The 25,817-nt window shown below is 42.0% G+C and carries 24 protein-coding genes and 1 other RNA gene; 18 read left to right on the top strand and 7 right to left on the bottom strand.

The features are described from left to right. Positions 1-53: 53 nt before the first annotated feature. Both lon and AY607_RS00805 read right to left on the bottom strand, forming a co-directional pair. Positions 54-2,480, bottom strand: coding sequence for an endopeptidase La (gene lon, locus AY607_RS00810; RefSeq protein WP_064095588.1), 2,427 nt, complete (start codon positions 2,478-2,480; stop codon positions 54-56). A gap of 147 nt (positions 2,481-2,627) precedes the next feature. Further along, entirely contained in the window at positions 2,628-3,209 is a 582-nt protein-coding gene (locus tag AY607_RS00805; RefSeq protein ID WP_064101462.1) for a 5-formyltetrahydrofolate cyclo-ligase, read from the bottom strand. Between the two features lie 430 nt (positions 3,210-3,639). Here AY607_RS00805 and AY607_RS00800 point away from each other — a divergent pair, with 430 nt between their 5' ends. From AY607_RS00800 to AY607_RS15350, 6 genes are all read left to right on the top strand, one after another. Then, positions 3,640-4,122: a VOC family protein gene (locus AY607_RS00800; protein ID WP_171255252.1), complete on the top strand. Its 483-nt coding sequence runs from the start codon at positions 3,640-3,642 to the stop codon at positions 4,120-4,122. Between the two features lie 453 nt (positions 4,123-4,575). After that, the gene (locus AY607_RS00795; RefSeq protein WP_064101460.1) at positions 4,576-4,839 is read left to right on the top strand and encodes a hypothetical protein; all 264 of its coding nucleotides are present in this window, start codon (positions 4,576-4,578) and stop codon (positions 4,837-4,839) included. A gap of 68 nt (positions 4,840-4,907) precedes the next feature. After that, complete coding sequence (gene uca / locus AY607_RS00790; protein WP_064101459.1) at positions 4,908-8,507, top strand: urea carboxylase; 3,600 nt, start codon at positions 4,908-4,910, stop codon at positions 8,505-8,507. Positions 8,508-8,518: 11 nt separating this feature from the next. Continuing rightward, entirely contained in the window at positions 8,519-9,226 is a 708-nt protein-coding gene (locus tag AY607_RS00785; RefSeq protein WP_064101458.1) for a GntR family transcriptional regulator, read from the top strand. 217 nt (positions 9,227-9,443) lie between these two features. Next, the gene (locus tag AY607_RS00780; RefSeq protein ID WP_225215702.1) at positions 9,444-10,724 is read left to right on the top strand and encodes a PQQ-dependent sugar dehydrogenase; all 1,281 of its coding nucleotides are present in this window, start codon (positions 9,444-9,446) and stop codon (positions 10,722-10,724) included. 372 nt (positions 10,725-11,096) lie between these two features. Further along, on the top strand, positions 11,097-11,258 hold the full coding sequence (locus AY607_RS15350) for a YqaE/Pmp3 family membrane protein (protein ID WP_155858348.1): 162 nt from the start codon (positions 11,097-11,099) through the stop codon (positions 11,256-11,258). Between the two features lie 172 nt (positions 11,259-11,430). On the opposite strand, the gene ssrS is transcribed toward AY607_RS15350, so the two are convergent. The 3 genes from ssrS to AY607_RS00765 form a co-directional block, all read right to left on the bottom strand. Next, positions 11,431-11,614: non-coding RNA, 6S RNA (gene ssrS, locus AY607_RS00775), on the bottom strand. Between the two features lie 97 nt (positions 11,615-11,711). Further along, positions 11,712-11,999, bottom strand: a complete 288-nt coding sequence (locus AY607_RS00770) for a cell division protein ZapA (RefSeq protein ID WP_064101456.1) — start codon at positions 11,997-11,999, stop codon at positions 11,712-11,714. Further along, a complete protein-coding gene (locus AY607_RS00765; RefSeq protein WP_064095580.1) occupies positions 11,996-12,553 on the bottom strand; it encodes a hypothetical protein in 558 nt (185 codons plus the stop codon). Before AY607_RS00765 ends, AY607_RS00770 begins: the two co-directional genes overlap by 4 nt. A 64-nt stretch (positions 12,554-12,617) precedes the next feature. Here AY607_RS00765 and AY607_RS00760 point away from each other — a divergent pair, with 64 nt between their 5' ends. The 8 genes from AY607_RS00760 (at position 12,618) to AY607_RS00725 (ending at position 20,608) form a co-directional block, all read left to right on the top strand. Beyond that, positions 12,618-13,253 carry a UPF0149 family protein gene (locus AY607_RS00760; RefSeq protein WP_064095579.1) on the top strand — a complete coding sequence of 212 codons (636 nt, stop codon included), beginning with the start codon at positions 12,618-12,620 and terminating at the stop codon, positions 13,251-13,253. A 129-nt stretch (positions 13,254-13,382) separates the two neighbouring features. Then, on the top strand, positions 13,383-14,717 hold the full coding sequence (pepP, locus tag AY607_RS00755) for a Xaa-Pro aminopeptidase (RefSeq protein WP_064101455.1): 1,335 nt from the start codon (positions 13,383-13,385) through the stop codon (positions 14,715-14,717). 291 nt (positions 14,718-15,008) lie between these two features. After that, positions 15,009-15,248 (top strand): DUF378 domain-containing protein, encoded by a 240-nt coding sequence (locus AY607_RS00750; protein WP_064101454.1) that lies wholly within the window; start codon positions 15,009-15,011, stop codon positions 15,246-15,248. Positions 15,249-15,838: 590 nt separating this feature from the next. After that, positions 15,839-16,036, top strand: coding sequence for a hypothetical protein (locus tag AY607_RS15375; RefSeq protein WP_064101453.1), 198 nt, complete (start codon positions 15,839-15,841; stop codon positions 16,034-16,036). A 593-nt stretch (positions 16,037-16,629) separates the two neighbouring features. Continuing rightward, the gene (locus tag AY607_RS00740) at positions 16,630-17,433 is read left to right on the top strand and encodes a glycosyltransferase family 32 protein (protein WP_064101452.1); all 804 of its coding nucleotides are present in this window, start codon (positions 16,630-16,632) and stop codon (positions 17,431-17,433) included. Between the two features lie 293 nt (positions 17,434-17,726). Then, positions 17,727-18,935, top strand: coding sequence for a 2-octaprenyl-6-methoxyphenyl hydroxylase (gene ubiH / locus AY607_RS00735; RefSeq protein ID WP_064095573.1), 1,209 nt, complete (start codon positions 17,727-17,729; stop codon positions 18,933-18,935). After that, positions 18,932-20,179: an FAD-dependent monooxygenase gene (locus AY607_RS00730; protein ID WP_064101451.1), complete on the top strand. Its 1,248-nt coding sequence runs from the start codon at positions 18,932-18,934 to the stop codon at positions 20,177-20,179. The genes ubiH and AY607_RS00730 overlap by 4 nt, the downstream gene beginning before the upstream one ends. Before the next feature lie 174 nt (positions 20,180-20,353). Further along, positions 20,354-20,608, top strand: a complete 255-nt coding sequence (locus AY607_RS00725; RefSeq protein ID WP_004646359.1) for a hypothetical protein — start codon at positions 20,354-20,356, stop codon at positions 20,606-20,608. 90 nt (positions 20,609-20,698) lie between these two features. Here AY607_RS00725 and rsmI read toward each other — a convergent pair whose 3' ends face one another. Then, entirely contained in the window at positions 20,699-21,541 is an 843-nt protein-coding gene (gene rsmI, locus AY607_RS00720; protein WP_064101450.1) for a 16S rRNA (cytidine(1402)-2'-O)-methyltransferase, read from the bottom strand. Positions 21,542-21,551: 10 nt separating this feature from the next. Between rsmI and AY607_RS00715 the strand changes: the two genes are divergently transcribed. The 4 genes from AY607_RS00715 (at position 21,552) to AY607_RS00700 (ending at position 24,628) form a co-directional block, all read left to right on the top strand. Beyond that, positions 21,552-22,511 carry a penicillin-binding protein activator gene (locus tag AY607_RS00715; RefSeq protein WP_064101449.1) on the top strand — a complete coding sequence of 320 codons (960 nt, stop codon included), beginning with the start codon at positions 21,552-21,554 and terminating at the stop codon, positions 22,509-22,511. An 11-nt stretch (positions 22,512-22,522) separates the two neighbouring features. Then, entirely contained in the window at positions 22,523-22,939 is a 417-nt protein-coding gene (locus AY607_RS00710; protein WP_081408781.1) for a YraN family protein, read from the top strand. Positions 22,940-23,070: 131 nt separating this feature from the next. Continuing rightward, positions 23,071-23,757, top strand: coding sequence for a BON domain-containing protein (locus AY607_RS00705; protein WP_064101447.1), 687 nt, complete (start codon positions 23,071-23,073; stop codon positions 23,755-23,757). Further along, positions 23,747-24,628, top strand: coding sequence for an alpha/beta hydrolase (locus AY607_RS00700; RefSeq protein ID WP_064101446.1), 882 nt, complete (start codon positions 23,747-23,749; stop codon positions 24,626-24,628). Before AY607_RS00705 ends, AY607_RS00700 begins: the two co-directional genes overlap by 11 nt. A gap of 421 nt (positions 24,629-25,049) precedes the next feature. Here the strand turns inward: AY607_RS00700 and AY607_RS00695 are convergent, their stop codons facing one another. After that, positions 25,050-25,415 carry a hypothetical protein gene (locus AY607_RS00695; RefSeq protein ID WP_064101445.1) on the bottom strand — a complete coding sequence of 122 codons (366 nt, stop codon included), beginning with the start codon at positions 25,413-25,415 and terminating at the stop codon, positions 25,050-25,052. Between the last annotated feature and the right edge of the window lie 402 nt (positions 25,416-25,817).

The following is a 25,817-nucleotide window of genomic DNA, read 5'->3' as shown; positions in this document are numbered from 1 at the left end:
TTTACCCAATAAAAAAACCCTGCCGGAGCAGGGTTTTTAGGAATCAGCAGGTCTTAATGACGTGCTGCTTTCGCTTCTTCTTTGGTTTTCACAATTGGCGGTTTAACCAATGCTTTTGGCAAGGAGGTCAATGCCAGCGGTAAAATCTCATCAATTGATTTTACTGCTTTGATCTCTAAACCTTCTTTGACATTTTCTGGGATTTCCGCCAGGTCACGTACGTTTTCCTGTGGAATGAATACCAGCTTGATGCCACCACGATGGGCTGCCAGAAGTTTCTCTTTCAAGCCACCGATACGTAGTGCACGACCGCCCAGACTGGTTTCACCTGTCATCGCGATATCCGGACGAATCGGAATACCGGTGAAGGCAGATACCAGTGCAGTGGTGAGTGCCAAACCTGCCGATGGACCATCTTTTGGTGTCGCACCTTCAGGTAAATGCACATGCACATCAGTTTCTTCAAAGCGAGAGGCTTCGATGCCGAGTTCATCTGCACGGGTACGCACAACAGTCATGGCAGTGGTAATCGATTCTTTCATGACATCGCCAAGAGAACCGGTAGTAATAAACTTACCTTTACCCGGAACTGCAGCAACCTCAATAGTCAGTAACTCACCACCGACAGAAGTCCAAGCCAGACCGTTCACACGACCGATTTGTGCTTCTTCTTCCGCCATACCATAGTCAAATTTGTGTGGACCCAGGTATTCTGGAAGATTAACTGCTGTTACATCTACCTCAAGATTTTTAGCTTTCTTGCTGACTGCTTCTTTTACCACTTTACGTGCAATTTTTGATACTTCACGTTCAAGATTACGAACCCCGGCTTCACGGGTGTAATGGCGCACGATATCACGAATGGCTTCTTCGTGAACTGTAAGCTCTTTAGAACGTAAGCCATTGTTCTTGATTGCTTTAGGAACCAGATAGCGCTCAGCAATATTCACTTTTTCTTCTTCGGTATAACCCGGAAGACGAATCACTTCCATACGGTCCAGCAGCGCCTCAGGAATGTTCATGCTGTTCGCAGTACAGATAAACATCACTTCTGACAGGTCAAGATCGAGATCAAGGTAATGATCACTGAACTTGCTGTTTTGTGATGGATCTAGTACTTCAAGCATCGCAGAAGCAGGATCACCACGGTAGTCTTGTGCCATCTTGTCGATTTCATCAAGCAGGAACAACGGGTTCTTCACACCTACTTTAATTAAAGACTGCACGATTTTACCTGGCATCGCACCGATATAGGTACGACGGTGACCACGAATCTCGGCTTCATCACGTACACCACCCAACGCCATACGGACAAACTCACGACCGGTCGCCTTGGCAATGGATTCGCCCAGTGATGTTTTACCGACACCTGGAGGACCAACCAGACATAGAATCGGACCGCGCAATTTTTTCACACGTGACTGAACAGCAAGATATTCCACAATACGATCTTTGACATCGTCCAGACCATAATGGTCTGCATCCAGAATTTCCTGCGCCTTGTTCAGGTTAATGCTGACTTTGCTGGCCTTATTCCATGGTGTATCCAGAATGACTTCAAGATAGTTGCGTACCACGGCAGCTTCACTTGAAGCAGGCTGCATTGCTTTCAGCTTGCGGAACTCGTTTTCTGCTTTCTTGCGTACATGCTCAGGCAAATCTGCTTCAGCAAGACGTTTTTCAATTTCGGCGACATCATCTTCTGCACCGCCGTTCATATCAGAAAGCTCGCGCTGAATGACTTTCATTTTTTCATTCAGGAAGTATTCGCGCTGGTTCTTTTCCATCTGACGTTTAACAGAGTCATGCAAGGTTTGCTCGATCTGCTGTTCTTCAGACTGTTGCAATAGATAAGTCATTAATTCAGTTAAATGCGCTTCGAACTCGTCCTGTTCCAGGAACTTTTGTTTCACTTCAATATTCAATGGAACACGGGTTGCAACGAAGAACAATAACTGTAATAAATCTTCAATTTTGTTGGCTGCAGTGATCAGTTCACGTGCATTACGTAACTTCGCTTCTGCATATTGAGCGAAAAGCGCACGTAATTCTTGCAAGCGCACAGCTTGCGTGTCTTTATCCATCGTAACTGTCATTGGGCTGAGTTCATGCTCTGCTGTCAGATACTCGTTTTCGTCAATGATCGTTTTCAGCTTGGCACGATGCAGTCCTTCAATCAGGACTTTAATACAGTTTTCATCATTTTCGTGATTCACAACTTGCACAATCTTCGCGACAGTACCGTATTGATATAAATTGTCGTGATCAATTTCTTCTGTAAGCGAATCTTTTTGTGCAACCACAAATACTAGATTGTCACTGTTACGAGCCACATCAACTGCATTGATCGATTTTTCACGACCGACAAACAGCGCAATTTGCATGTGCGGATAAACCACCACATCACGCAGCGCCAAAAGGGGTAGTACACTTGGAACCTGCGGCTCTAAGGTTTCTGGATTCATGATAATTTCAGACATGGGCACTCCTAATGAGTGACAACGGTGTTGCCATGCTTTTAATAGTGATGGGTAATTTTAAAAATACAAGGGCAGTTGAGATTAAATTGTATGAAAAATGACTAATTATGTGATTTTGAAGTAGTTATCAAGAGCAAAATTGAAAAATTAACGTTTGAACTTGATAGAAACTGTCGGAGTGATTAAAGCATCTAGGGGCTGATCCCATTTTTCCCGTTTTAAAGGTTGGCTAACCAGTTGAAAGTCATACGCAAGTCCCAGACGGAAAGGGTGTTTGGGTGCAGAAGCTAGGGTGCGATCATAAAAACCGCCGCCCATACCAATCCGGGTGCCTGAAGTATCACAGGCCAATAATGGCATGAGCAACAGATCCAGTTTGGAAACATGCACACCATGGGTGCTCATGGGCTCTCGCATACCCAGCCGATGGTGGGCAAAGCGCCTGTTATGGTATTGATGCAGGCTGATCCGGATCCAGACTAGATGCTGATTCATGTCACAAATTGCAGGGAGATAAACCTGCTTGCCCAGCTGAAAGCAGCGTTCAATAATCGCCTGAGTCTGAATTTCCCCAAACGCATGCAGATACAGCCCAATACGTTGGGCATGAATAAATTGTGGACTACGGATCAGACGGTTCAAGACTTTTTGTGCGGCCTGCCTTTGCTCAAATTTAGAGAGATGACGACGCGTTTTACGAAGGTATCTTCTTAATTCCTGAATGGTCATAGGGCGCAAAAGCATATGCAACAAAATTGTGCTCTAGTCTAAGTGGGAATTCTGGAAAAGTAAAAAATAATTCTGAATTGTAATGTCCTATTGCATTTTATCTCCCGATATAAATCGTGCCAGGTTTAAAGTCTAATTAAAGAAATTTTATGACCTGTTTTTAAAAGGTGATGAGGCGAGTAGTATACGCTCTTTGATTCTCATCGCTTTTTATGTAATTAACAGGGTGATAGCAAGCTGCAGCAGTGAATAATTAGAAAAATGTTGAAAAGCTTTAGATCAATAAACATACAGCTTCAGAATAGATTTGTCCCGTTTTTGGTGAAATAGTATAGATACGGAATCATATGACTATTCTCGGCTGAGAAATGATACACATTGGACATTGGACTTAGGTAGGCACGTAAGACCTAACTCAATGGAGAACATGATGAATATTGTGAAGAACACTATCTGCCTCTGGTACGATAACGATGCTGAAACTGCTGCGCGATTTTATGCGGACACCTTTCCAGATTCCTCGATTGACGCGATCAACCTTGCTCCTGGAGATTATCCCTCTGGGAAAGAAGGTGATGTCATTACGGTCGAATTTACAGTAATGGGCGTTGCCTGCATCGGGTTGAACGGTGGTCCTGGTTTTCAGCATAATGAAACATTTTCATTTCAGGTGGCGACTGAAGACCAGGAGGAAACAGATCGCTACTGGAATGCCATTGTGGGCAATGGCGGTCAGGAAAGTGAGTGTGGCTGGTGCAAGGACAAGTGGGGCATTTCCTGGCAGATTACGCCAGCGGTCCTGATCAATGCCTGTAACAGTTCTGACCGTGCTGCAGCCAAACGTGCATTTGAGGCCATGATGGACATGAAGAAAATTGATGTTGCCGTGATTGAAGCCGCTTTTCGTGGTTGAGTGACAGAGATTATCCGCAATTTCAGTGAATACTACTGGGCAGCCTTATTTACTTCAATATTTGAAACCTCTCCTTTTATATTTCCTTTTGATCATCTCCTGTTTGCCTATAATGCATCTTGGGTTAAAACCCCCTTAAGTCCGGCATGGAGTACCTCCAATTTTATTACTAGTCCAAGATATAAGCTGAATGGTTCCCTTAAAGGTTTATTAATAGATAGGTTTTATATATCAATTGTAAAAGTTGAAGGGATGCAGATCATGCAATATGAGTTACAGAATAATTTTTGCACTGAATTGAAAACAGACTGAACCAAAAACAGTCATCTAATCAAATTTCCCTCTCATTGGGACATCTTAAATAATATTAAAATATTGAAATTAATATAAAAATAAAACTGGCATAAGTTCTGCATATCTGTATTTAAACTTGGATACAAGATTGGATACAGAATGCTTCCTCACAAAATGATCGACTGGACAGTCCTGAAATGGCGTGCGGCCGATCAGCCAAAACAGTTCTCACCGAAAAATCCCACTCAACTCAATGCACAATTCGAGCGTAATGGACCTGCCTGTATTTTGGTTGCGACTGGCACATATCTGAAAGAAAAAATTGATGCATTCAGGAAAGCTGTATATGCGGATAGTGTGCATCTGCACCTGCATTACAGATCAGTGAACTTGGTAGGTAGCGAGTCTATGTCCATGAGCTGAATCAATAAAAAATGAAACAGAGCCATTCAGCAGATTCAAAAAAATAGATAAAATAACAGGGGATTCATATGTTTAAGACTGTACTGATTGCAAACCGCGGCGAAATTGCTGTTCGCGCCATTCGCACATTAAAAAAAATGGGTGTAACCAGTGTCGCCGTTTATTCAGAAACAGATCGTTATGCGCAGCATGTACTTGATGCAGATGTTGCCGTATCTCTGCAAGGGACTAAACCTAGCGATACCTATTTGAGTATCGAAAAGCTGATTGCTGCAGCCAAAAATACCGGGGCCGAAGCAATTTTCCCGGGTTATGGTTTTCTGTCAGAAAGTGCTGATTTTGCCCGTGCCTGCGAAGAAAATGGCATTGCTTTCATGGGACCCACAGCTGCGCAGATTTTAGAGTTTGGTTTAAAACATCGTGCCCGTGAACTTGCTGCAGCTGCCAATGTACCCATGACTCCCGGTACAGGTCTGCTAAATAGTCTGGACGAAGCTTTGGCAGAAGCTGAAAAAATTGGTTATCCAATTATGCTGAAAAGCACAGCAGGCGGTGGCGGAATTGGCTTGACCCGTTGTGATGATGCAGAAGCACTTCGAGAGGCTTATGAAAGTGTAAAACGTCTGGGTGAGCAGTTCTTTAAAGATGCCGGGGTGTTTCTGGAACGCTTTGTGGATAAAGCCCGTCATGTCGAAGTTCAGATTTTTGGAGATGGACAGGGACAGGTAGTGGCTTTGGGTGAGCGTGACTGTTCATTACAGCGCCGTAATCAGAAGGTCGTAGAAGAAACACCAGCGGCTCATTTACCTGATGCAACCCGTCAAAAACTGCATCAGGCGGCAGTTGAACTGGGCAAATCGGTGAAATATCGCAGTGCCGGTACGGTTGAGTTTATTTACGATGCAGCACGTGACGAGTTTTATTTCCTTGAAGTGAATACCCGTTTGCAGGTGGAACATCCTGTCACTGAAATGGTGACCGGTTTAGACCTGATCGAATGCATGTTGAAAATCGCAGCAGGCGATACTTTGGATTGGAAGCATCTAAGCAGTATTCAGCCTCGGGGTGCAGCGATTGAAGTACGCATATATGCCGAAGATCCAGTCAAGAATTTCCAGCCGAGTCCAGGGATTTTGACCGATGTTTTTTTTCCGGAAAATGTCCGGGTTGATACCTGGGTGAGTACCGGAACTGAAATTTCCCAATATTTTGATCCGATGGTTGCCAAGATTATTGTGCATGCTGAAGATCGTGATACTGCCATTCGTACGCTTAAATCAGTTTTAGCTGAAACTCGCCTGAATGGTATTAGTACCAATCTGGATTATGTGCATACTGTTATTTCAGATCCACGTTTTAAACAGATGCAGATCTGGACACGCATGCTGGATGATTTCAAATATGTGCCGAATGTGATTGAGGTGATTCAGCCGGGTACACAAAGTTCGATTCAGGATTATCCGGGTCGTGTCGGGTATTGGGATATTGGTGTACCGCCTTCAGGCCCAATGGATGATTATGCCTTCCGGCTGGCCAATAAAATTGTCGGGAATGCCGAGGCCGCCGCCGGGTTCGAATTTACCCTGCAAGGTCCAACCCTCAAGTTTCATGCAGACAATGTCATTGCTTTAACTGGCGCCCCTTGTCCGGTAAGTCTGGATGATGAAGCAGTAAATTTCTGGCAGCCTATTCAGATAAAAGTAGGACAAACCTTAAAAATTGGACAGGTTGAATCCGGATGCCGGACTTATCTGGCTGTGCGAAATGGTCTGAATGTACCGGAATATCTGGGTAGCCGTTCTACCTTTGCTTTAGGTAATTTTGGTGGACATGCAGGCCGAGTATTACGGGCTGGTGACATGATTAAGATGGTGAATCCTGAGCTGCCGGCCGATGGTCTACCTTTGGCGATTGCAGAACCTGAAGCTTTGGCAACAGCTCTGATTCCAGGTTATGGCAAGGAATGGAAAATTGGTGTGCTCTATGGTCCGCATGGAGCACCTGATTTCTTTAAAGCTGAATATATTGAGGAGTTTTTTGCATCAAGCTGGAAAGTGCATTTTAACTCGAACCGGTTGGGTATCCGTTTAACCGGACCGACGCCAAGCTGGGCGCGTGAAAATGGTGGTGAAGCGGGGCTGCATCCATCCAATGTGCATGACTGTGAATATGCCATTGGTGCAATCAACTTTACCGGTGACTTCCCTGTAATCCTTGCCAAAGATGGTCCGAGCCTGGGTGGCTTTGTCTGTCCGGTGACCATTGCCAAAGCAGAACTCTGGAAAATTGGTCAACTGAAAGCCGATGACACGATTAGCTTCTATCCAATCTCGATAGAGCAGGCCAATGCGCTGGAGCGGCAGCAAATTCAAACCCTCCAAAACTTTGCCAAGGCAGAGATGACCCACGAGGCTGAAGTTGTTGCAGTTCAGGCAGAAAGTATCCTGGCATTGCGTGAAGCTACACCAGATGCACCAAAAGCTGTATATCGTCAGGCAGGAGACAGTTATATCTTGCTGGAATATGGCGATAACGTACTGGATTTGGCCCTGCGCCTGCGCGTACACTGCTTGATGCAACTGATTCGTGAAGCTGATCTTGACGGTATCCTGGAATTATCGCCTGGTGTGCGATCCTTGCAGATTAAATATGATGGTCTGCAGTGTAGCCAGCAGCAACTGATTCACTTCCTGCTTGGTCTTGAAGAACAGATGGGCGATTTGCGTGACATTAAAATTCCTTCAAGAATTATCCATTTACCCATGGCCTTTGAGGACTCGGCGACTCTGGGTGCGGTTGAGCGTTATCAGGAAAGCGTCTGTGCCAAAGCCCCGTGGCTTCCGAATAATGTTGATTTTATTCAGCGGATTAATGGTCTACATACTCGCCAGCAAGTTAAAGACATTATTTTTGATGCCAATTATCTGATTTTGGGGCTAGGTGATGTATATCTGACTGCACCTTGTGCAGTGCCCATTGATCCGCGCCACCGTTTACTGAGTTCTAAATATAATCCGGCCCGTACTTTTACCGCCGAAGGCACAGTCGGGATTGGCGGCATGTATATGTGTATTTATGGCATGGACTCACCGGGTGGCTATCAGTTGATTGGCCGTACCGTGCCGATCTGGAACAAGTTTAAAAAGAACAAGCAGTTTGGCGATCAGCAATGGTTCTTACGCTTTTTTGACCAGATTAAATATTATGAGGTCACTGAGGCCGAACTGGATCAGTTCCGTGCTGATTTCGCCCATGGTCTGGCAGAAATCAAAATTGAGGAATGCGAGTTTGACTTTGCAGCATATCAGGATTTCCTAGCTGCAGAACAGGACAGTATTGTGGCTTTTAAAGCACAGCAACAGGCCGCTTTTAGCACCGAAGTTGAACGCTGGAAAGACGATTTTGATGCACCTGTAGAAATAGAAGTGCTGCAGGATGATACCGATTACAGCCAGTATGTCCCTCTCAACGCCTCTATGACCGGCAATATCTGGAAGATTTTTGTAGAAGCCGGGCAGATTGTGAAAAAAGGTGACACGGTGGCCATCATCGAGGCCATGAAAATGGAGCTGCCGGTCTATGCTGACGATGATGGCATTGTCAAAGCCATTATCTGCCGTTCTGGTCAGACCGTGCATAGTGGTGAGCCACTGGTCTATATGGAGTAATGGATTGAGCCATGACTATTGTTCGCAATCCAAGTACTAAAGCGACAGGAAAAAGCTCAGACAATCTGTCTGAGCTGGTTTTCCAGAAAATTAAAAATGACATTTTTGACTTTAAGCTGATGCCGGGAGAGCGCTTTACCGAATCGGAAATTGCTGAAAGCTATGCCGTAAGCCGTACACCCATCCGGCAAGCTTTGTATCGCTTGCAGCAGGAAGGTTATGTGGATGTTCAGTTTAGAAGTGGCTGGCAGGTCCGGCCCCTAGACTTTAAAGTTTATGAAGAACTGTATGATCTGCGGATTTTATTGGAAGGTTATGCAGTCGAACAACTTTGTCAGATGCCCAAAGACCAGTTGCAGGTTGCTCTGGCTGTTTTGATTCAAACCTGGTGTATTCAACCAGAACAATATATCTATGATCTCAGGCGGTTATCTGTAGAAGATGAAGCATTTCATTGTCATTTGGTATTTGCAGCCGGCAATGCAGAAATGGCAAAAATACATAGTGAGATCAGCGAAAAAATTCGGATCATACGCCGGCTGGATTTTTCCAAGGATTATCGGGTTACAGCCACCTATGCTGAACATCAACAGATTTTAAAGGCGCTGCTTGCTCAAGATGCAGTCTCCTGCCTTTCTATATTAGAGGCTCATATTCGACTCAGCCGTAATGAGGTAAAAAAAATTACTCTGGAAATGTTGTCGTGTTGTCCTGCGTAAGTGAGTCAGAATAAATTTATGTTTACAGCAAGAAAAACATCAGACCTGACTCAAAGTTGATAACCAATTCATAACCAGAAAAAACAAGAATCAGCTAGTGGCATCTCTTGTAGTTTTTTAAAGTTAAGTCGAGGATAATAATAACAAAGAGATAAAAATGCTTATTCAGCACATACGACTTTTAGTTGCTGGTACCGCCTGTGCATCTTTCCTGACTATGACAGGATGTACGATGCCTTCCAAAACGCCCATTACTGATAGTTATGGTTCCGATCCAGATTTACCTAAACCACAATCAAGCTTGCTGCCTACGGTCAATATTGCGCCTGCCAAAGGCTGGCCTGTGGGTGAAATGCCTATACCTGCGACAGGTTTAAAAGTTCAGGCATTTGCCAAAGGACTGCGACATCCACGCTGGTTGTATGTATTGCCGAATGGTGATGTGCTGGTGGCTGAAACGGATGCACCGCCCAAGCCTGATGATAGTAAAGGGATCAAAGGAAAAATCATGAAGTGGGTAATGCAGCGCGCCGGCTCATCGCATCCTAGTGCCAACCGCATCACACTACTTCGGGACAGTAACGGAGATGGGGTTGCTGAACAAAAAACCGTATTCTTGCAAAATCTCAATTCTCCATTTGGTATGGTGCTGATTGGCAATACATTGTATGTAGCCAATACTGATGCCTTGATGCGCTTTCCTTATCAGAACGGGATGACTCAAATCACAGCAGCCGGTAACAAGGTGCTCGATTTACCGGCAGGCCGTTTAAACCATCACTGGACCAAAAATGTTATTGCCAATCCTGCAGGCAATAAACTTTATATCACAGTGGGTTCCAACAGTAATGTGGCTGAAAATGGCTTAGAGCAGGAGCAGGGCCGGGCACTCATTATGGAGTTTGATTTGAATAGTGCCCAAGCTCGACCTTATGCAACCGGACTACGTAATCCGAATGGCATGGACTGGCAACCCCAGAGCGGCGCACTCTGGACGGTGGTAAATGAACGTGATGAGCTCGGCAATGATCTGGTTCCTGATTATTTGACCTCTGTCAAAGAGGGCGCTTTTTATGGCTGGCCTTATAGTTATTATGGTCAGCATGTTGATACACGGGTCAAACCGCAAAACCCTGCCTTAGTTGGGCGAGCAATTCCACCGGATTATGCATTAGGCAATCATACTGCCTCATTGGGCTTGGCTTTCTATAGGGCAGATCTGATGCCTCAATATCGTGATGGGGCACTGATTGGTCAGCATGGCTCGTGGAACCGCAAACCACATAGCGGCTATAAAGTGATTTTTGTTCCCTTTCAAAATGGCCAACCAGTCGGACAGCCTCAGGATGTTTTGACCGGATTTCTAAGTGATCAAGGGAAAGCATATGGACGTCCTGTTGGTGTAGCAGTGGATTCTTCAGGAGCCATTTTAGTGGCAGATGATGTCGGAGACGTGATCTGGCGGGTATCACCCTTGAGTACAAGACCCAAAAAATAAATCTATAAATATAAATAGGCTAAGTGCCTTATTTGGATATGGGCCTGTTGCATAGAAAAAATTGAAGCAAAAACTTTTTTTATTAAAACGTCAACATTCGGGTTGAAAAGATACAAGAGCTGAGTGGATGTAAGATAACTTTTAAGCTTCTTTTAAGCTTCTTTTAAGCTTCTTTTAAGCTTCTTTTAAGCTTCTTTTAAGCTTCTTTTAAGCTGGCTGAATTAGGCTCTCAAGATATTTTTAAACGTGATTTCGTATGTACAGAGATTCTGCTTATCACATTAAAAATATCTGAATATAAGTAGCAGTTCTAGGTATCCGTAAATACTGGACTTAAAAGCTCAAGACATTGCAAAAAGAGGATTTTAAAAAGTGAAATCAATTATTGCATTTATTTTTCCGTGGTCATTGTTTATGACTCTTCATCGGCCAGCCGAATCGGTAGTATGTTTGCTACTTCAGATTTCGATTTTTGGCTGGATTCCTGCTGCAATCTGGGCCATATATATTTTATATCGGGATAAAATAGCTTAAGAAATTATTTTTGAATAAAATAAAGTGAAAAGGACTTTTGAGGCATTTCATGCATACAAGATGACTGCGTTAATACAAGGGGGGCGTGATCGAAATAAATGCTGAAATGAGAAGAGAAGATTTAGAAAGAATTTTATATGAATTATAAATAATATATTTTCACTAAGAAAATAAGCACTCCGGAGATGCCGCTGCATGTGTCGTTACCCTGAACCCGATGAGTTCAAGGAGGATGTGACGTATACTTGCTGGGTTTCCCATACGAAGATGGGCATACACTCTAAATATACAGACCACACCCATAAGTGTTAGTATCGGCAGGGGAATAGACCCGCTGGCGAACACCCCAGAGTTAAGTTAATTATAAACAATAATGCCGGTGTGGCAACTCCATGCTGTTCATGAACTGTAAACAGTTCATTCGAATGTCTGAAGTTTAAGCGGAATATGTGATTATTCAGTAAGTTCTTCAACTTCTTCTAAAATGGTTTGTAACAAACGTTCGCAATGTCCGTATTGTTGCAGGGACCGGTTCATGCTCAGAACTTCCTGCATCAACTCAAGTGCTACCATAATAATCAGTTTACTAGGTTCCATGCGTGGAGCTTTACGACGAAATTCATCATACTTTTCATTTAATAACTGTGCCGCACGCTGTAATTCTTCCTGCTTGTCAGGAGGCGAGGCTAAACGGAAACTATGCCCCAATACTCTGAGATCGATTGCAATTTGTTCACTCATGATGAAGCTTCCTCAATGACTTCAGTCGGATGGGCCAGTTGTTGAATTTCCTGTGCGTGATGATCCTGCGCAGTGCCAAGAATAGCCAGACGTTGAATAATTGCTTCAACCTTGGCTTTGGCATTTTCATTTTTTTGGGTTAAACGTTCAGCTTCCTGAGTCAAACGCTGGATTTCCTGCTGAGAATGACGCTGTTCAATCAGCATCTTTTCTTTAAGTACCCGCAAATCATTCCGTTCAGCCAGAATTTCCTGAAAACGGTTTTTCAGATCGGTGCAGCTTTTTTCAAGTCTGCCATAACGGTCTGCCAGTGCAGTTGCATCATTATTAAGCAGTTGAAACTGGGCCCGGGAGTCCGTCAATTGTTCTGTCAGGTTTTCATTTTCTTGTTGTTTTTGCGCAATTACGCTGTTCTTTTGTTCAATTTGCAGTTGATGTTGCATTGATGAAGAGTCTTGCTCTTCGCGCAAGCTGGAATTTTCACTTTCAAGCCGTGCAAGTCGCGTTTTTAACACGCCGATCTGCACTTGTAGACGCTGTAATTCTTCTAACATATCGAGGTCGCACAGTGTTGCAAACAAAGGTAATATATAAGCAGTATAAAGATTGGATAAACGAATGCAAGACGATATTTCAGGTTGGACCGAATGGCACCGCAATTTTTCTTCAATTGAGGAGATTTCCAGCCCTAGCGAACTGCATGGTTTGCTGACGGGCATTGTTTGTGTCACTCAGGCCCCAAGCAGTGAAGAGTGGTTACAGATTTTAGAAACATTGGACGTATCTGAACTGGATGCCGAAGCATTAGAGCTGTTGACAGGCGAAGCCGAAGACATCTTCCATGCCTTGTCTGAAGATGAGCTGGATTATTTACCTTTGTTACCTGATGATGAGCATACGCTTTCAGAACGTGTGCAGGCACTGGCGGACTGGTGTGCAGGTGTAGTCTTAGGTTTTGGACTGGCATCCGGGCATATCCGCCAGGATGAAGTTGAACTAATTGAACATTTGCAGGATGTAGCCGCAGTTGAATTTGAAGATTCGGACGATGATGCTGAAGGTGAAGAAAGCTATCAGGAATTGTATGAATTTGTGCGCCTGATTCCGGTTAGCCTGTCTTTAGGGCGTAAAAAAGTAGGAGTTGAAGAAACGCCACTCCTGCAGCAATTTGGTCAAAAAAATCAGCCTAACGATGCCGCTCCTACAGAGCCGCAAAGCGTTGTCGAGATTTTCTCGCCTAAACGTCCAAGTTGATGAAATGCTGAGGTGAACTAACTCATACTTGAAATCAGGCATATATTTTGCTGGTTACAGTAAAGTTGATGGTCTGGTTTCAAGATCATATTCTAAATAACAGTACTAAACGATAAGAAGTAAGGTGTAATGAAGAAATTGACACAGGCAGTTTTTGAGGAACGTCGCGCAATCCTCGCAGGGGAAATCGGTTTACGCAGTATTGCTATTATCGCCACCAGTCCGGTAGCCATGCGTAACCGTGATGCAGATTATAAATACCGTGCAGACAGCAGTTTCTTCTATTTAACCGGGTTTGCAGAACCTGAAGCTGTTGCTGTGATTGAAACCTTTGATACTGAAGAAGAAGGCTATAGCTACAGTTTGTTCTGCCGGGAACGTAACCGTGAAATGGAAATCTGGAACGGCTACCGCGCGGGTATTGACGGGGCTATTCAGGATTATGATGCAGATGAAGCCTATGCGATTGATCTGCTCGATGAAGAAATTCTGGAAAAACTGCAAAATAAGGATCGGTTATTTTATCGCATCGGGCAGCATGCAGAATTTGATGCTCGTGTAGCGAAATGGATTGCAACTGCAAGTGGTGAAAGCCGTCGTGGGACTTCTGCGCCAGCGCAAGTCATTCAGCTAGATCGTATTGTCGATGAAATGCGTCTGCATAAAGATGCAAATGAAATTGAACTGATGCAGATTGCCTCCGATATTTCTGCTGATGCGCATACTCAAGCAATGCTGGCAGTACGGCCGGGCATGATGGAATATGCACTGGAAGCCGAACTGAATTATGTTTTTGGCAAAAATGGCGGTGTTCCAGCTTACAACAGTATTGTCGGTGGCGGTGAAAATGCATGTATTTTGCATTATGTAGAAAATGACAAAGAACTCAAAGATGGCGATTTAGTCCTGATTGATGCTGCGGCTGAATATCAGTTCTATGCTTCAGACATTACCCGTACCTTTCCAGTGAATGGTAAATTTAGCCCGGAACAGAAAGCTTTATATAATGTAGTGCTGGATGCTCAAATTGCTGCAATTAATGCTGTGCAAATTGGTAACTCGTATAAAGAACCACATAATGTTGCAGTGCGCATCCTAGTGCAAGGTTTGCTCGATCTTGGCTTGATGCAGGGGAATATTGACGAGATTATAGAAAAAGAAGCTTTCCGCCAATTCTACATGCATGGTACCGGACACTGGCTCGGCATGGATGTACATGATGTCGGTGCTTATAAGGTTGATGGTGAATGGCGTGCATATGAAGAGGGCATGGTCGTAACAGTTGAGCCCGGTCTTTACATCGCGCCCGATGATGAAACCGTAGATTCGAAATGGCGCGGTATTGGCATCCGGATTGAAGATGATGTTGTTGCTACCGAAAATGGTCCACTGGTTTTAACCGCGAAAGTGGTCAAAACGGTAGAAGATATTGAAGCATTGATGGCAAAAGCTCAAGCTGCCTGATCTGAGAAAACTCAAAAAAGCTGGTCGAAAGACCGGCTTTTTTATGACACTTATATGCTGTGCAAAGTAGGTGTCTTAAAATATTTCGTAATGATCAACCAGCAATATAACTTACGTTTATATTGAACAAGTCAAATAAAACAAACCTAATTAAAATTTACAGCTTAAAAATTGACAGGAAGTCAACACAGAAAATCCGTTTTTAGCATCAAAGCTACATATTATATCTGCTGATATTCTCATAATTTCTCTGATACTTAAATAAACTTAAATAAAAGCAGGAGAAGACTTATGAGATTAAATACGATTGACTGGATTGCTTATGCCTTGACAATTATTGGTGGCATCAATTGGGGCTTAATTGGTGCATTCGATTTTAATTTGGTCGCTGCGATCTTTGGTGATATGAGCGCCTTATCTCGAATTATTTATGTATTGGTTGGTTTGTCGGCATTGTACCTGATCTATACAGGAACGAAGCTTGGCAAAACAGTACACCATACAGATCATCATACCAATGTTGTGCGTTAACCAGCTAAAGCAGGTCTAGATGATTTGCATGGCTATAAGGCCAATTTTGAATAATATGAAATCCGGCTTGAATGAATGGTACAAGAATAAAAAACGGGGCTTAGGCTTCGTTTTTTATTACTATCTTTTTAGATTTTTTTCCATTAACAGAGATTTTCCTATACTTTTATAAGCATAAAATTACTGAATGATCAAAAAATTAATAACGATAATTTATTGTTAAGTTGGGTACTTGTCTAGAACCAAGGGAATATAAACGTGCAAAAGAAAAATATTGGTATTATCTTTGGCAGTAAGTCTACAGAACATGAAGTTTCACTTAGTCAGCAAGAAATATAGTTGATGCGATCGATCGAGAAAAATTTGATGTTACCCTGATTGGGCTTGATAAAAATGGGATTTGGCATTTGGATGAAAGTACCCATTTTTATTAAATTCGGATAATCCGTCTTTAATCGCACTGCATCAATCCGGTAGAAATCTTGCCTTTATTCCGGGTTGGAGAGAAAAGCAAATTATTGAATTTAAAGAACAAAACTTATTTCAACTGGATATTATTTTTCCAATTGTGCCTGGAACGCTGGGCGAAGATGGCTCTATTCCTGACCGAAAATGGTGAAATTTTAGTAAATGAAATAAATACCTTACCAGACTTTACCAACATCAGTATGTATCCGAAGCTTTGGGAAGCAAGTGGACTGACATACACTAATTTAATTACTCGTTTAATTGAGCTGGTTATTGAATATCATCAGAATCAGATAAAATTACAGCATTCAGCCTTCTAAATAGCTACTGGAAAGTCTGGTGTTATTTTAGTCTGAGTGCTATCTGAAAATAAAAAACTGATTTTAGAGAAATATCAATCATACAAAAAAAGAGTCTATAACTATTGAATTTGTAACAATAGGTATTGTCTTTCTTATCACAGCAAATGTGATGATTTACCTTTTTACTGATATGAGAAGATGGGAAATACTTAAAATTTTTTTTTATTATTCTAATTGATATTTAAACTAAAGTACTAACATCAATTTTATGGTTGTATGTTAAAAAAATAATGTGAGGGCATTAATATACAGCTATAATAAAGATAATTAATAAAATGCTCAGTGCTTAGTATTATCTTAAGGGCTCTTAATTAGTAATACGCTGTTTAATGAATCTATATTAAATCAAATATTAAGAAGAAATTATTTGCCATCTAGAATAGTTTGATTGTATTAAATATGGGAACTAGGTTTAAGTATAGTGTACTTACTCAATTACTAGCCTCAATATTTTGTATTTCAGGTGAAATGTTTTATCTGGGATTTGATTAATATAAACCATACCAGCTCCAAGAATATTGAAATTTATAAGATTAAGGACGTACCTCAATATGAAAATACCAAAAATAATTCATCAAATTCATACAAAAGGAATAAATTTTCTATCAGAAGAAGATAGAACGGCAAGGGCTGTTCTTCTGAAAAATAATCCTGATTGGGAATACCGTTTTTATGATTATAATGACATGGTAGATTTTGTTAAAAATCATTATTCTTCCAGATATTTAAATGCGTTTCTTAAAATAAATCCATTATATGGCGCTGCACAAACTGATTATTTTCGATACTTATTGCTTTATAGCTTAGGTGGGGCATATTTTGATTTAAAAAGTTTTACCACCTGTAGTTTAAGTGACATTCTTTTAGAAGATGATGAACTGCTGGTCTTTGAATGGCAAGGAGGAGCAGCTGAATATGAAGAGTTCGGAAAGCATATACAGATTAAAAGAGGTAAAGAATACCAACAATGGAATATTATATCTTCGCCGGGAAATAAATATTTGGCCAATGTGGTTGAAAAAATAACAGAAAATTTAGAAAACTATACTTATATTAAATTTGGATATGGCTGGAGTGGTGTACTGAAAACCACGGGACCTATTCCCTATACCAATGCCATAGATGAAGTTACTGATAAGCATGGACTGCGTTGTCTGGGAAGCAGTTGTCAAAATGGAATTATTTATAGAGATAACACTTTACCTAGAAGATTGGACCGTAGTCACTATTCAAGACAAACTAAACCAATTATTAGCTCAGAGAGCTTGTTGGAAAAAATAGAAGCTGAAATTTTATTAATACTTTTTAAAATCTTCAATTTTATAAAAAGATATCTTAGAAAAATGATCTATTAAAAATATAAAATTATTTTGGGTGAATTTTTATTCACTTTAATTTTTTCTACAGTTTTGAAAATAGATTCTAATTTTTTCTTTTAAATAAGAGCTAAGCTGATTGACCGGGTATTTTTAGTAGTAATGCATTTCAGCCTTTGTCTGGTCTGCCAGACAGCAGAACATTGAGGTCAAAACAAGCTACAACAACAGCATGTATCACAATGTCAAAATCTCGAGTCATGATGTAATATAAAATCCATCATGATTATAAGTATCTATTTGTATAGATACGACATTGAAAGGATTACAGCATGCAACAAGAAGTCATCATTGTCGGTGGTGGGATGGTGGGCTTAAGCCTCGCATTAATGTTGGCGAAAACTAATATTGCAGTCAAACTTTTGGAAGCCATCAAATACCCAAATTATGATGATGAAAATCTTGCGCCATATCATTCCAGTTTTGATGCACGTAATAGCGCCTTGTCACGTCGTAGCGTACAAATCTATCAGGAGCTTGGACTTTGGAATGCCTTGCAAGAACATGCTACCCCAATTCTGGAAGTGAATATTACCGAACAGGGCAGCTTTGGTAAGGCCCGACTGAAAGCCGAGCAGGAAAAAGTCGAAAGCTTTGGTCAGGTCATTGAAAATGCCTGGCTCGGTCGGGTGCTTCTCACTCAAGTCAAAAAAGAGCCATTAATTGAACTGATTGATGGTGTGCAGGTGAGCTCACTGACTCAAGATGCAGAGTTTGCTTATATCGAAGCGCATCGTGGCGAATCTCTACTGAAATTACAGTCCAAACTGGTTATTGCCGCCGATGGGCGGGATTCTTTCTGTCGTAAGGCTTTGGGTATTGGTGCATCAGAACATGATTATGATCAGGTCGCGATTGTGACCACAGTACAAACGTCGAAGCCACATGGTCATGTAGGTTTTGAGCGTTTCAGTCATTTAGGCCCTTTGGCACTGTTGCCCTTACCGGGTGAGTATCGCCGTTCAGTGGTCTGGCCTGTGAAAAAAGGTACTGAAGGAGAATGGTTGGGAGATGAAAATGACCAGCATTTTCTGGATGCCTTGCAGGAAACGTATGGCGATCGTGCCGGAAAATTCCAGAAAACCGGAAAACGGTTCAGTTTTCCATTGTCTCAAGTGTTAGCTGAAAAGCAGGCTGTTGGTCGTGTAGTGCTCATGGGTAATGCAGCACATACGATTCATCCGGTCGCTGGACAGGGCTTTAACCTGTGTATGCGTGATGCGCATGTATTGGTGCGTTACCTGAAAGAGCAGCAGGCACAAGGCTCAGACTTGGGCGATGCTGCAATATTGCTAGACTATGAGAAATCCCGTCTCAGTGACCAGCAGCGTGTGATCAAGTTCTGTGATTCAGTGGTACGCGGTTTCAGTAACCAGAATCCGTTTTTAAAATTGATGCGTAATACAGGTTTAGTCGCATTTGATACGATTCCAGGCATCAAGCCACTCGTTGCAAATTATGCCATGGGGTTAAAAGCATGAGCTTAAATCAAACTAACGAAATATTAGACGTTGTCATTATTGGTGGTGGGTTGGTAGGCGGGCTCACTGCGCTATTGCTGGCCCAAGGGGGCGTGCAGCCTACAGTTCTGGATGCAGCGCCAATTCTGGATGCAGATAAAACCTTAAGGGTGGCTAATCCGCGTGTCCTGGCTTTAAGTCAGGCAACCATTCACCTATTAAAAACGGTGGGTGTCTGGGAAAATTTAGCACGTCAGCAGCCTTATACCGGCATGCAGGTCTGGAATAAAAATGGCTATGGAGAAATTAATTTTGGCCAGTCTTCAGAAAAAACACTATCGGTAGAGCAGGCTTTAGGCTCGATGGTGGAACCAAGCATTTTGAATTTGGCCATTCAGCAAAAGATGCTGGAAGATGTTCAAGATTATAGAACACAGGTTAAAGTTAGTCGTATGGAACGTGGCGTCGGTGTGTGGATCATTCATCTGGCCGATGGCACTCAGCTTAAAACCAAGCTGGTGATCGGTGCCGATGGTGCCAATTCCTTTGTTCGTGAGCAAGCGTTCATCGACATTGATGTACTGGACTATAAACAGGCAGGCATCAGTTGTGCCATTAAAACTGTACAGCCTCATCAGCACATGGCACGTCAGATTTTTCTCGAAACTGGCCCTCTGGCTTTTTTACCTATGGCCAGCCTTAATCCAGAAGAGCAGGGACACTGGCAATCAATTGTCTGGACCTTGCCAGAGGATTATGCCGAGGAATATGCAGCGCTCCCAGATGCTGAATTTACCCAGCTATTAACCCGTGAAAGCCAGCATATGCTGGGTGAAGTATTGCAGGCAACACCACGTGCCACTTTCCCTTTAAAAGCCCGTGCCGCTCAGCAATATGTTCAAGACGGTTTAGCCCTGATTGGCGATGCCGCACATGTGATTCATCCGCTGGCAGGTCAAGGGGTGAATATTGGCTGTCTGGATGCTGCAGTGCTCTGTGATGTTTTACTGCATGATCAGGCGCGTGGCGTATGGGCACATGAGCAGACCCTCAAACGCTATGAACATCGCCGTAAAGGTCAGAACGATGCCATGATGCATAGCATGTCTGCGATTGGCTGGATGGAAACCACTTCATTCTTCCCAATGGTTTGGGTACGTAATTTTGGTTTAAAACAGGTAGAAAATCAGCCAATATTAAAAGATGCATTTATGTCACAGGCCAACGGCCTGAGTTTACTCAAAGACACACGCTACGCAGCTTAAGGGAGAAATGTAAATTTTTTAAACAAATGCCAATAAAGAGTAACGTTTTTGTTTAAAAAAGATACGATTTTTTGAGTTTTGGTACTAGGCGAAGGTCAAAGAGATTGCTAAATTTCACTTAATTCGATACCTGACTTGGAATACCAAGCGAGGGCCATTTTTGGGGAGATGCAAATGACAGACATGAATGATTATGATGATGACGTTGAAGATTCAATTGTTGACGATGATGAAGCAAAAGCCGCTGAAAAAGGCGCGGTCGATAGCACAGAGGTCGTCAGTGATACCGATCTTGTAGAAGCTGAAACTTTGACCGTTACTGCAAAGCTGAAAAAGCGTCAAGCACTTGAAGACGAGATTGCGGCTTTCCTTGCTAGTGGTGGTCGTATTGTTGAAGTGCCGGCAGATGAATCAGTAGCCAAAGAATAAGTTATTGATTAACTTGTTTCTTATAAAAAACACCACATTAAATGTGGTGTTTTTTTGCAAACCAAAATGAGATAGAAATATCTAAAGCAATTAGTCGTTTGCCGAAGTCAGTTCTAAAGCACGTTGATAAGCGACTTTCTTTTTGATTCCGGTTAAATCTGCCGCCAGTTGTGAAGCAGCTTTGACCGAAAGGTCCTGTAATAGGCGATTCAATAATTTATCCAGCTTTTCCTGATCCAGATCTTTTTCTTCGGTGGCGCCGCCAATCACCAGAACAATTTCGCCTTTTTGCTGATTGTGATCATTGCTAATGAATTCGACTAGTTCACCCAAGGTCATTTTCTTGATAGTTTCAAAGGTCTTGGTAATCTCACGCGCAAAACCGACCGGGCGATCTGCTCCGAAAACGCTGGCCATATCTTTAACGGACTCCAGAATTCGATGCGGTGCTTCATAGAAAATCAGGGTTTGGGTTTCATCTTTCAGTTTTTCCAGATTCAGCAGGCGCTGACTTTGTCTGGATGGCAGAAAACCTTCAAAACTGAAACGGTCACTCGGCAAGCCAACAGCACTTAAGGCAGCAATAGCCGCACAAGCACCAGGAACGGGAATCACGCGGATATTATGCGCTTGAGCAGCCCGGACAAATTTAAAGCCAGGGTCGCTGATCAGGGGAGTGCCAGCATCACTGATCAGGGCCATATCTTCGCCATTGAGCAGGCGCTGGATCAGCTGATCAATCTTGTTGCTTTCATTATGCTCATGACAGGCAGTCAGAGGTGTTTGAATATTAAAGTGTTTAAGCAATTGTGCTGAAGTTCGTGTATCCTCAGCAGCAATAAGACTCACCGACTTTAACACCTGAATTGCACGATAACTAATATCATCTAAGTGCCCGATTGGAGTCGCAACAACAAATAACTGAGCACTCATAGGTTTCTCCATGTGGAATAAATTGAATAATAAAAAATGGAAGATTAAAAATAAAATATTGGGCTTGTGTTTAGTCAGCTACATCAGCAGCGTACAAGCAGAAGTGTTGATCATTCTACCCGAATCCGGACCTTTGACGCGAGCTGCATCGAGTATCAAACAGGGTTTTCTCAGTGCTTATGCTACTTCCGGGCAGAAAGTTCCATTAAAATGGGTCAATTCCAATCAGAAAAATATCTCCCAGCTACTGAAACAGCATGTCAATAAAAAGACCAAAATGGTGGTGGGTCCATTGGCACGTAGCGATGTAGAACAACTACTCAAGAGCAAACCTAAAGTACGTACCCTCAGCCTGAATGATGTAGCAGGGTCATCACCCCAAGTCTGGCAATTCAGCCTGTCCAAAAAAGAAGATGCCGCTGCCCTAAAAACCTTATTGCACAAAGATGGAATTCAACAGCTGCTGATTTTACGCCAGCCGGGCAGTGAAGCCGAGCATGAACTGTTGCTGATGTCATTGTTCAGTCAAAGTGATCTGAAATTCAAGATCGTGAACAAGGCACCCATTTTTTTAATGCCAAAACAAGGGCTGTTATACCTCGGCAATGCAGAAGGGCTGGCTGCCATACCTGAATTAAGCCATAAACGGATGTATACCGTGGCCAATGCGATCAGCGAGCAGCATAGACCCCCGAAAGGGATCAAGTTCTGTGATGTTCCGGTACTTTATCTGGCTGACTGGCCAGATGTTGTACAAGCCTATGCCAAAGAAGCGGTGGATATGTCCTATCAGCGGCTGATTGCCTTCGGGGGAGATGCCTGGCAGATTACCCAGCAGTACCTGTCACAACCGCATTTGCAGCATATTGAATTTCAGGGTAGAACTGGCCGGATTGAAATCACGGACCACAGTATTCAGCGTAGTCCACAATGTTTTCAGTATAGTGGCACAGGCGTCAAGCTACTATGAGCGAAAGAGGAATGCTACGACAGCAACTAGGTGCATGGGCGGAGCAGCAAGCGGCCCAATTGATGCAAAACCATGGATTTCAGTTCCTGGCAGCCAATTATCACAGTCGCTATGGCGAGCTGGATCTGATTCTAGTATGTGATCAGGAGCTGGTCTTTGTGGAAGTCAAAGCACGTGCACAAACCCGATATGCACAAGCGATCGAGTCGGTGTCCAGGGCGAAACAGGGCAAGATGCTCAAGACAGCCATGTGCTTTATTCAAAAAAATCCACAATTTGCACACTATTACTATCGTTTTGACGTGATTTGTTTTGATTTTAAACAGCAATTTGCAAAAACCCTACAGCATGACTTTTCGCAATACCCTTATGATCTGGCATGGATTGAAAATGCTTTTACTTTTGATCAAGAGTTTATTAACCTTTAAACAAAATAAGATCTAAAGATGCATATATTTGCTTCAAGATCATTGTAAAGTTCAAGCAGAATTGCCATGATCTGAGCTTGGAAAAGATGATTAGATTGAAAAGACGTAATAAAATGAAGGAGTCTTGCTGAGTGGTTAAGCGTATTGCAATAACAATGCTGTGTGTCGCAAGTTTATCAGGTTGTGCCAGTTTTATTTCTAGCGGCACAGGTACGGCTCCTGTCGGAACTGAAAGTGGGGCGCGTACCTTGGGGCAGGTATTTATTGATTCCTCGATTGTCCGTACTGCAAAAATTAACCTTTATAAACTGGACTCGCGTTTTAAGCAGGCCCGGGTCAATATTGAAAGTTTTCATGGCAATGTCCTGCTGACCGGTCAGGTGCCAGATGCCCATCTGAAACAATTGGCCGAAGACAATGTCAAATCCATGAGTGATGTGAAGGCAGTTCATAATTTTATTACTGTCGGCAATCAGATCAGCTATAGCACTATCATGCAGGATACGGCGGTGACTGCAAATACCCGCGGTTTAATTATGAAGGCGCCTGTAGTTGCAGATAGTAAGGTGCATGTTCATACTGAAGATGGCATATTGTATGTGATGGGACGTTTAAACAGTGCCGAGATTACTGACCTGAATCAGGTGTTACAGCAGGTAGGCAATGTTACTAAAATCGTGACCCTGATCGATAATGTTGAGCAATCCTCAAGTCTGGCCAGTCAGAATTTTGCTGCACCGGCATATGCGCAGCCGGGTATTGAACAGACACCGGTTGCCATTGATCCTGATAAGGTTGAACCGACCTATGAACCATAAGGTCGGTCAGTTTAAAACCCAACTTTCACAGCGTATTCTTCAGCTTCAGCAACAGTATAAAGATTTCAGGTTATACGATTTTGGCAGCTATGCCCTAAATCGTTTAACTCCGAAACAGGGTTATATGGTCGAAACCCAATTGGCCTATGGTCTGAAATCCCGACAACGCTTTGACCTGTTTCGAAGTCAGCAGCCTTTGCCCCACCGTCCCCTGATTGTGTTTGTACATGGTGGTGCATGGTTGCATGGTGATAAAAGGGATTACCAGTTTATTGGCGAGTCCTTTGCCAAAGAAGGTTATGATGTAGTGGTGATGAATTATCATCTGGCACCACAGCATATTTTCCCTACCTATATTCATGATCTGCATTTGTTGCTAAATCATTTGCAGCAGTCGGCTGCGCAGTTGCAGATCTGTGCTGAAAATCTGGTCCTGATGGGACACTCTGCCGGCGCATTCAATGTCATGTCTGCCTTGTATCATCCGCAATCTGCCACTATCGATCATAGTCAAATCCGGGCGATTATTGGTCTGGCAGGGCCTTATCATTTTGATTATAAAAATGATCCGATCTGTGCAGGTGCATTTGATCAGGCGGTACCTTATCAGCAGGTCATGCCTTATTATTTTGTTAGAAATAGCTCAACCCGGCATTATCTGTTTATTGCCGAAAAAGACAAGATTGTCGGGCATTTCAATAGCCATGATTTGGACCGCGTACTGAAAGAGAAGGGCAATCATAGCCATTTGATTCATATTCCGAAACTTGGCCATATTACGATCGTGGGTTCGCTCTCCAGTTTGTTTAGCCACTTTTTCCAGACCAAGTCTCAGGTGCTTTGGGCACTCGAAGATGCGTTTAAATCCTGAGCTGATAGCTGGATAACCCTGTAGCAACACATAAAAAAGAACCCCAGGCGATTATCCATAGGGTTCTTTTTTTGAGTCTTGCGTATGAGAGTAATAAAATTTCATACTAAGTATTAAAGTATGATACAGAGTAATGAGATTTAATATTTATAACTTTCTTAATTCTAAAAAAATCACTTTGCAGTTGTTTATTTAATTAATTTGATATATTTATTTGATATTAAATATAAGATCTTCTTTAGCATATTTAGCAGAATATGCTATTATAGACTCAGAATGAAGTTTTTTATCTTTGTCCGTGTAGTTAATACTTATTGAATCCTCAGTATCTGAATACTGTATTTAATATTTATATGAAGCATTCAATGCTAAATCACCAATAACAGGCTTAATAATATTTTTCTTTTCAAATCATTTTTTTTCATTTCTTAATGTCTCCGGGTAGGGCCAGTCGTGGCTCACAATAATTTGGTATACTTTTATTTGAGTTCATTTTTGCTTTGTCTAAAGCTAATCCCCCGAAAGTTAATGATTCACCTATTTTATATTGCTCTTTAGACTTAATATTTTTAATCCCTATAATATTCTTCTGATTATCAAATAAAATTTCATAATTTTTAGGAACAACTAAGGTATAAAGAGTTTCTTTATTCCCTTCTACTAAAATGGATAAACAATTGTTGTGCAGAGTTAATTTACCAAGCCATATCGCTTCTAGTTGATGTAAATCTTTATCGAACTTTAAATCCTTTGAAAGAAGGAAAAATTGCTTATAAGATTCTTTCACTTTCGTTTCATGAGTAATGCTACTAACCGAAACTTGGTCAGGGGTAATAAGTGTTGAGTTAATATTTTTTTCGTCAACGGAACATCCATGCAAGAATGGTATACATAGGGCTAAACTAATAGATTTTTTTTCACTTTTTATTTCCCATTTTATTTTAAGTTACAATTATCAACTTTGATGTAAATTTCATATTAAATTTTAGTAATTTTTCTGTAATAATTTTAGATAGTTATATAACCAAAGTTATAAAAAGATTTTTTCAAATCATAAAAATAAGTTTAAAGCTATAGTGGATCTGAATGAATAATTAATATTATAAGAAATGAACTATTGCGTTTCTTATTATAAAAAATAGTGCTTATTACTTAAAATAAATAATATCAATCACTTATAATAATCTAA

The sequence above is a fragment of the Acinetobacter sp. SFA genome (genome assembly GCF_001647535.1).
GTDB lineage: Bacteria > Pseudomonadota > Gammaproteobacteria > Pseudomonadales > Moraxellaceae > Acinetobacter > Acinetobacter pecorum.
Note: the sequence above shows the minus strand (reverse complement) of the source record. Positions and strands in the feature narration are given on the sequence as shown.

Coding starts and splice junctions, on each gene's coding strand:
- lon (WP_064095588.1), bottom strand. CDS start 2,480: ATGTCTGAAATTATCATGAATCCAGAAACCTTAGAGCCGCAGGTTCCA.
- AY607_RS00805 (WP_064101462.1), bottom strand. CDS start 3,209: ATGACCATTCAGGAATTAAGAAGATACCTTCGTAAAACGCGTCGTCAT.
- AY607_RS00800 (WP_171255252.1), top strand. CDS start 3,640: ATGAATATTGTGAAGAACACTATCTGCCTCTGGTACGATAACGATGCT.
- AY607_RS00795 (WP_064101460.1), top strand. CDS start 4,576: ATGCTTCCTCACAAAATGATCGACTGGACAGTCCTGAAATGGCGTGCG.
- uca (WP_064101459.1), top strand. CDS start 4,908: ATGTTTAAGACTGTACTGATTGCAAACCGCGGCGAAATTGCTGTTCGC.
- AY607_RS00785 (WP_064101458.1), top strand. CDS start 8,519: ATGACTATTGTTCGCAATCCAAGTACTAAAGCGACAGGAAAAAGCTCA.
- AY607_RS00780 (WP_225215702.1), top strand. CDS start 9,444: ATGACAGGATGTACGATGCCTTCCAAAACGCCCATTACTGATAGTTAT.
- AY607_RS00770 (WP_064101456.1), bottom strand. CDS start 11,999: ATGAGTGAACAAATTGCAATCGATCTCAGAGTATTGGGGCATAGTTTC.
- AY607_RS00765 (WP_064095580.1), bottom strand. CDS start 12,553: ATGTTAGAAGAATTACAGCGTCTACAAGTGCAGATCGGCGTGTTAAAA.
- AY607_RS00760 (WP_064095579.1), top strand. CDS start 12,618: ATGCAAGACGATATTTCAGGTTGGACCGAATGGCACCGCAATTTTTCT.
- pepP (WP_064101455.1), top strand. CDS start 13,383: ATGAAGAAATTGACACAGGCAGTTTTTGAGGAACGTCGCGCAATCCTC.
- AY607_RS00750 (WP_064101454.1), top strand. CDS start 15,009: ATGAGATTAAATACGATTGACTGGATTGCTTATGCCTTGACAATTATT.
- AY607_RS15375 (WP_064101453.1), top strand. CDS start 15,839: ATGGCTCTATTCCTGACCGAAAATGGTGAAATTTTAGTAAATGAAATA.
- AY607_RS00740 (WP_064101452.1), top strand. CDS start 16,630: ATGAAAATACCAAAAATAATTCATCAAATTCATACAAAAGGAATAAAT.
- ubiH (WP_064095573.1), top strand. CDS start 17,727: ATGCAACAAGAAGTCATCATTGTCGGTGGTGGGATGGTGGGCTTAAGC.
- AY607_RS00730 (WP_064101451.1), top strand. CDS start 18,932: ATGAGCTTAAATCAAACTAACGAAATATTAGACGTTGTCATTATTGGT.
- AY607_RS00725 (WP_004646359.1), top strand. CDS start 20,354: ATGACAGACATGAATGATTATGATGATGACGTTGAAGATTCAATTGTT.
- rsmI (WP_064101450.1), bottom strand. CDS start 21,541: ATGAGTGCTCAGTTATTTGTTGTTGCGACTCCAATCGGGCACTTAGAT.
- AY607_RS00715 (WP_064101449.1), top strand. CDS start 21,552: ATGTGGAATAAATTGAATAATAAAAAATGGAAGATTAAAAATAAAATA.
- AY607_RS00710 (WP_081408781.1), top strand. CDS start 22,523: ATGCTACGACAGCAACTAGGTGCATGGGCGGAGCAGCAAGCGGCCCAA.
- AY607_RS00700 (WP_064101446.1), top strand. CDS start 23,747: ATGAACCATAAGGTCGGTCAGTTTAAAACCCAACTTTCACAGCGTATT.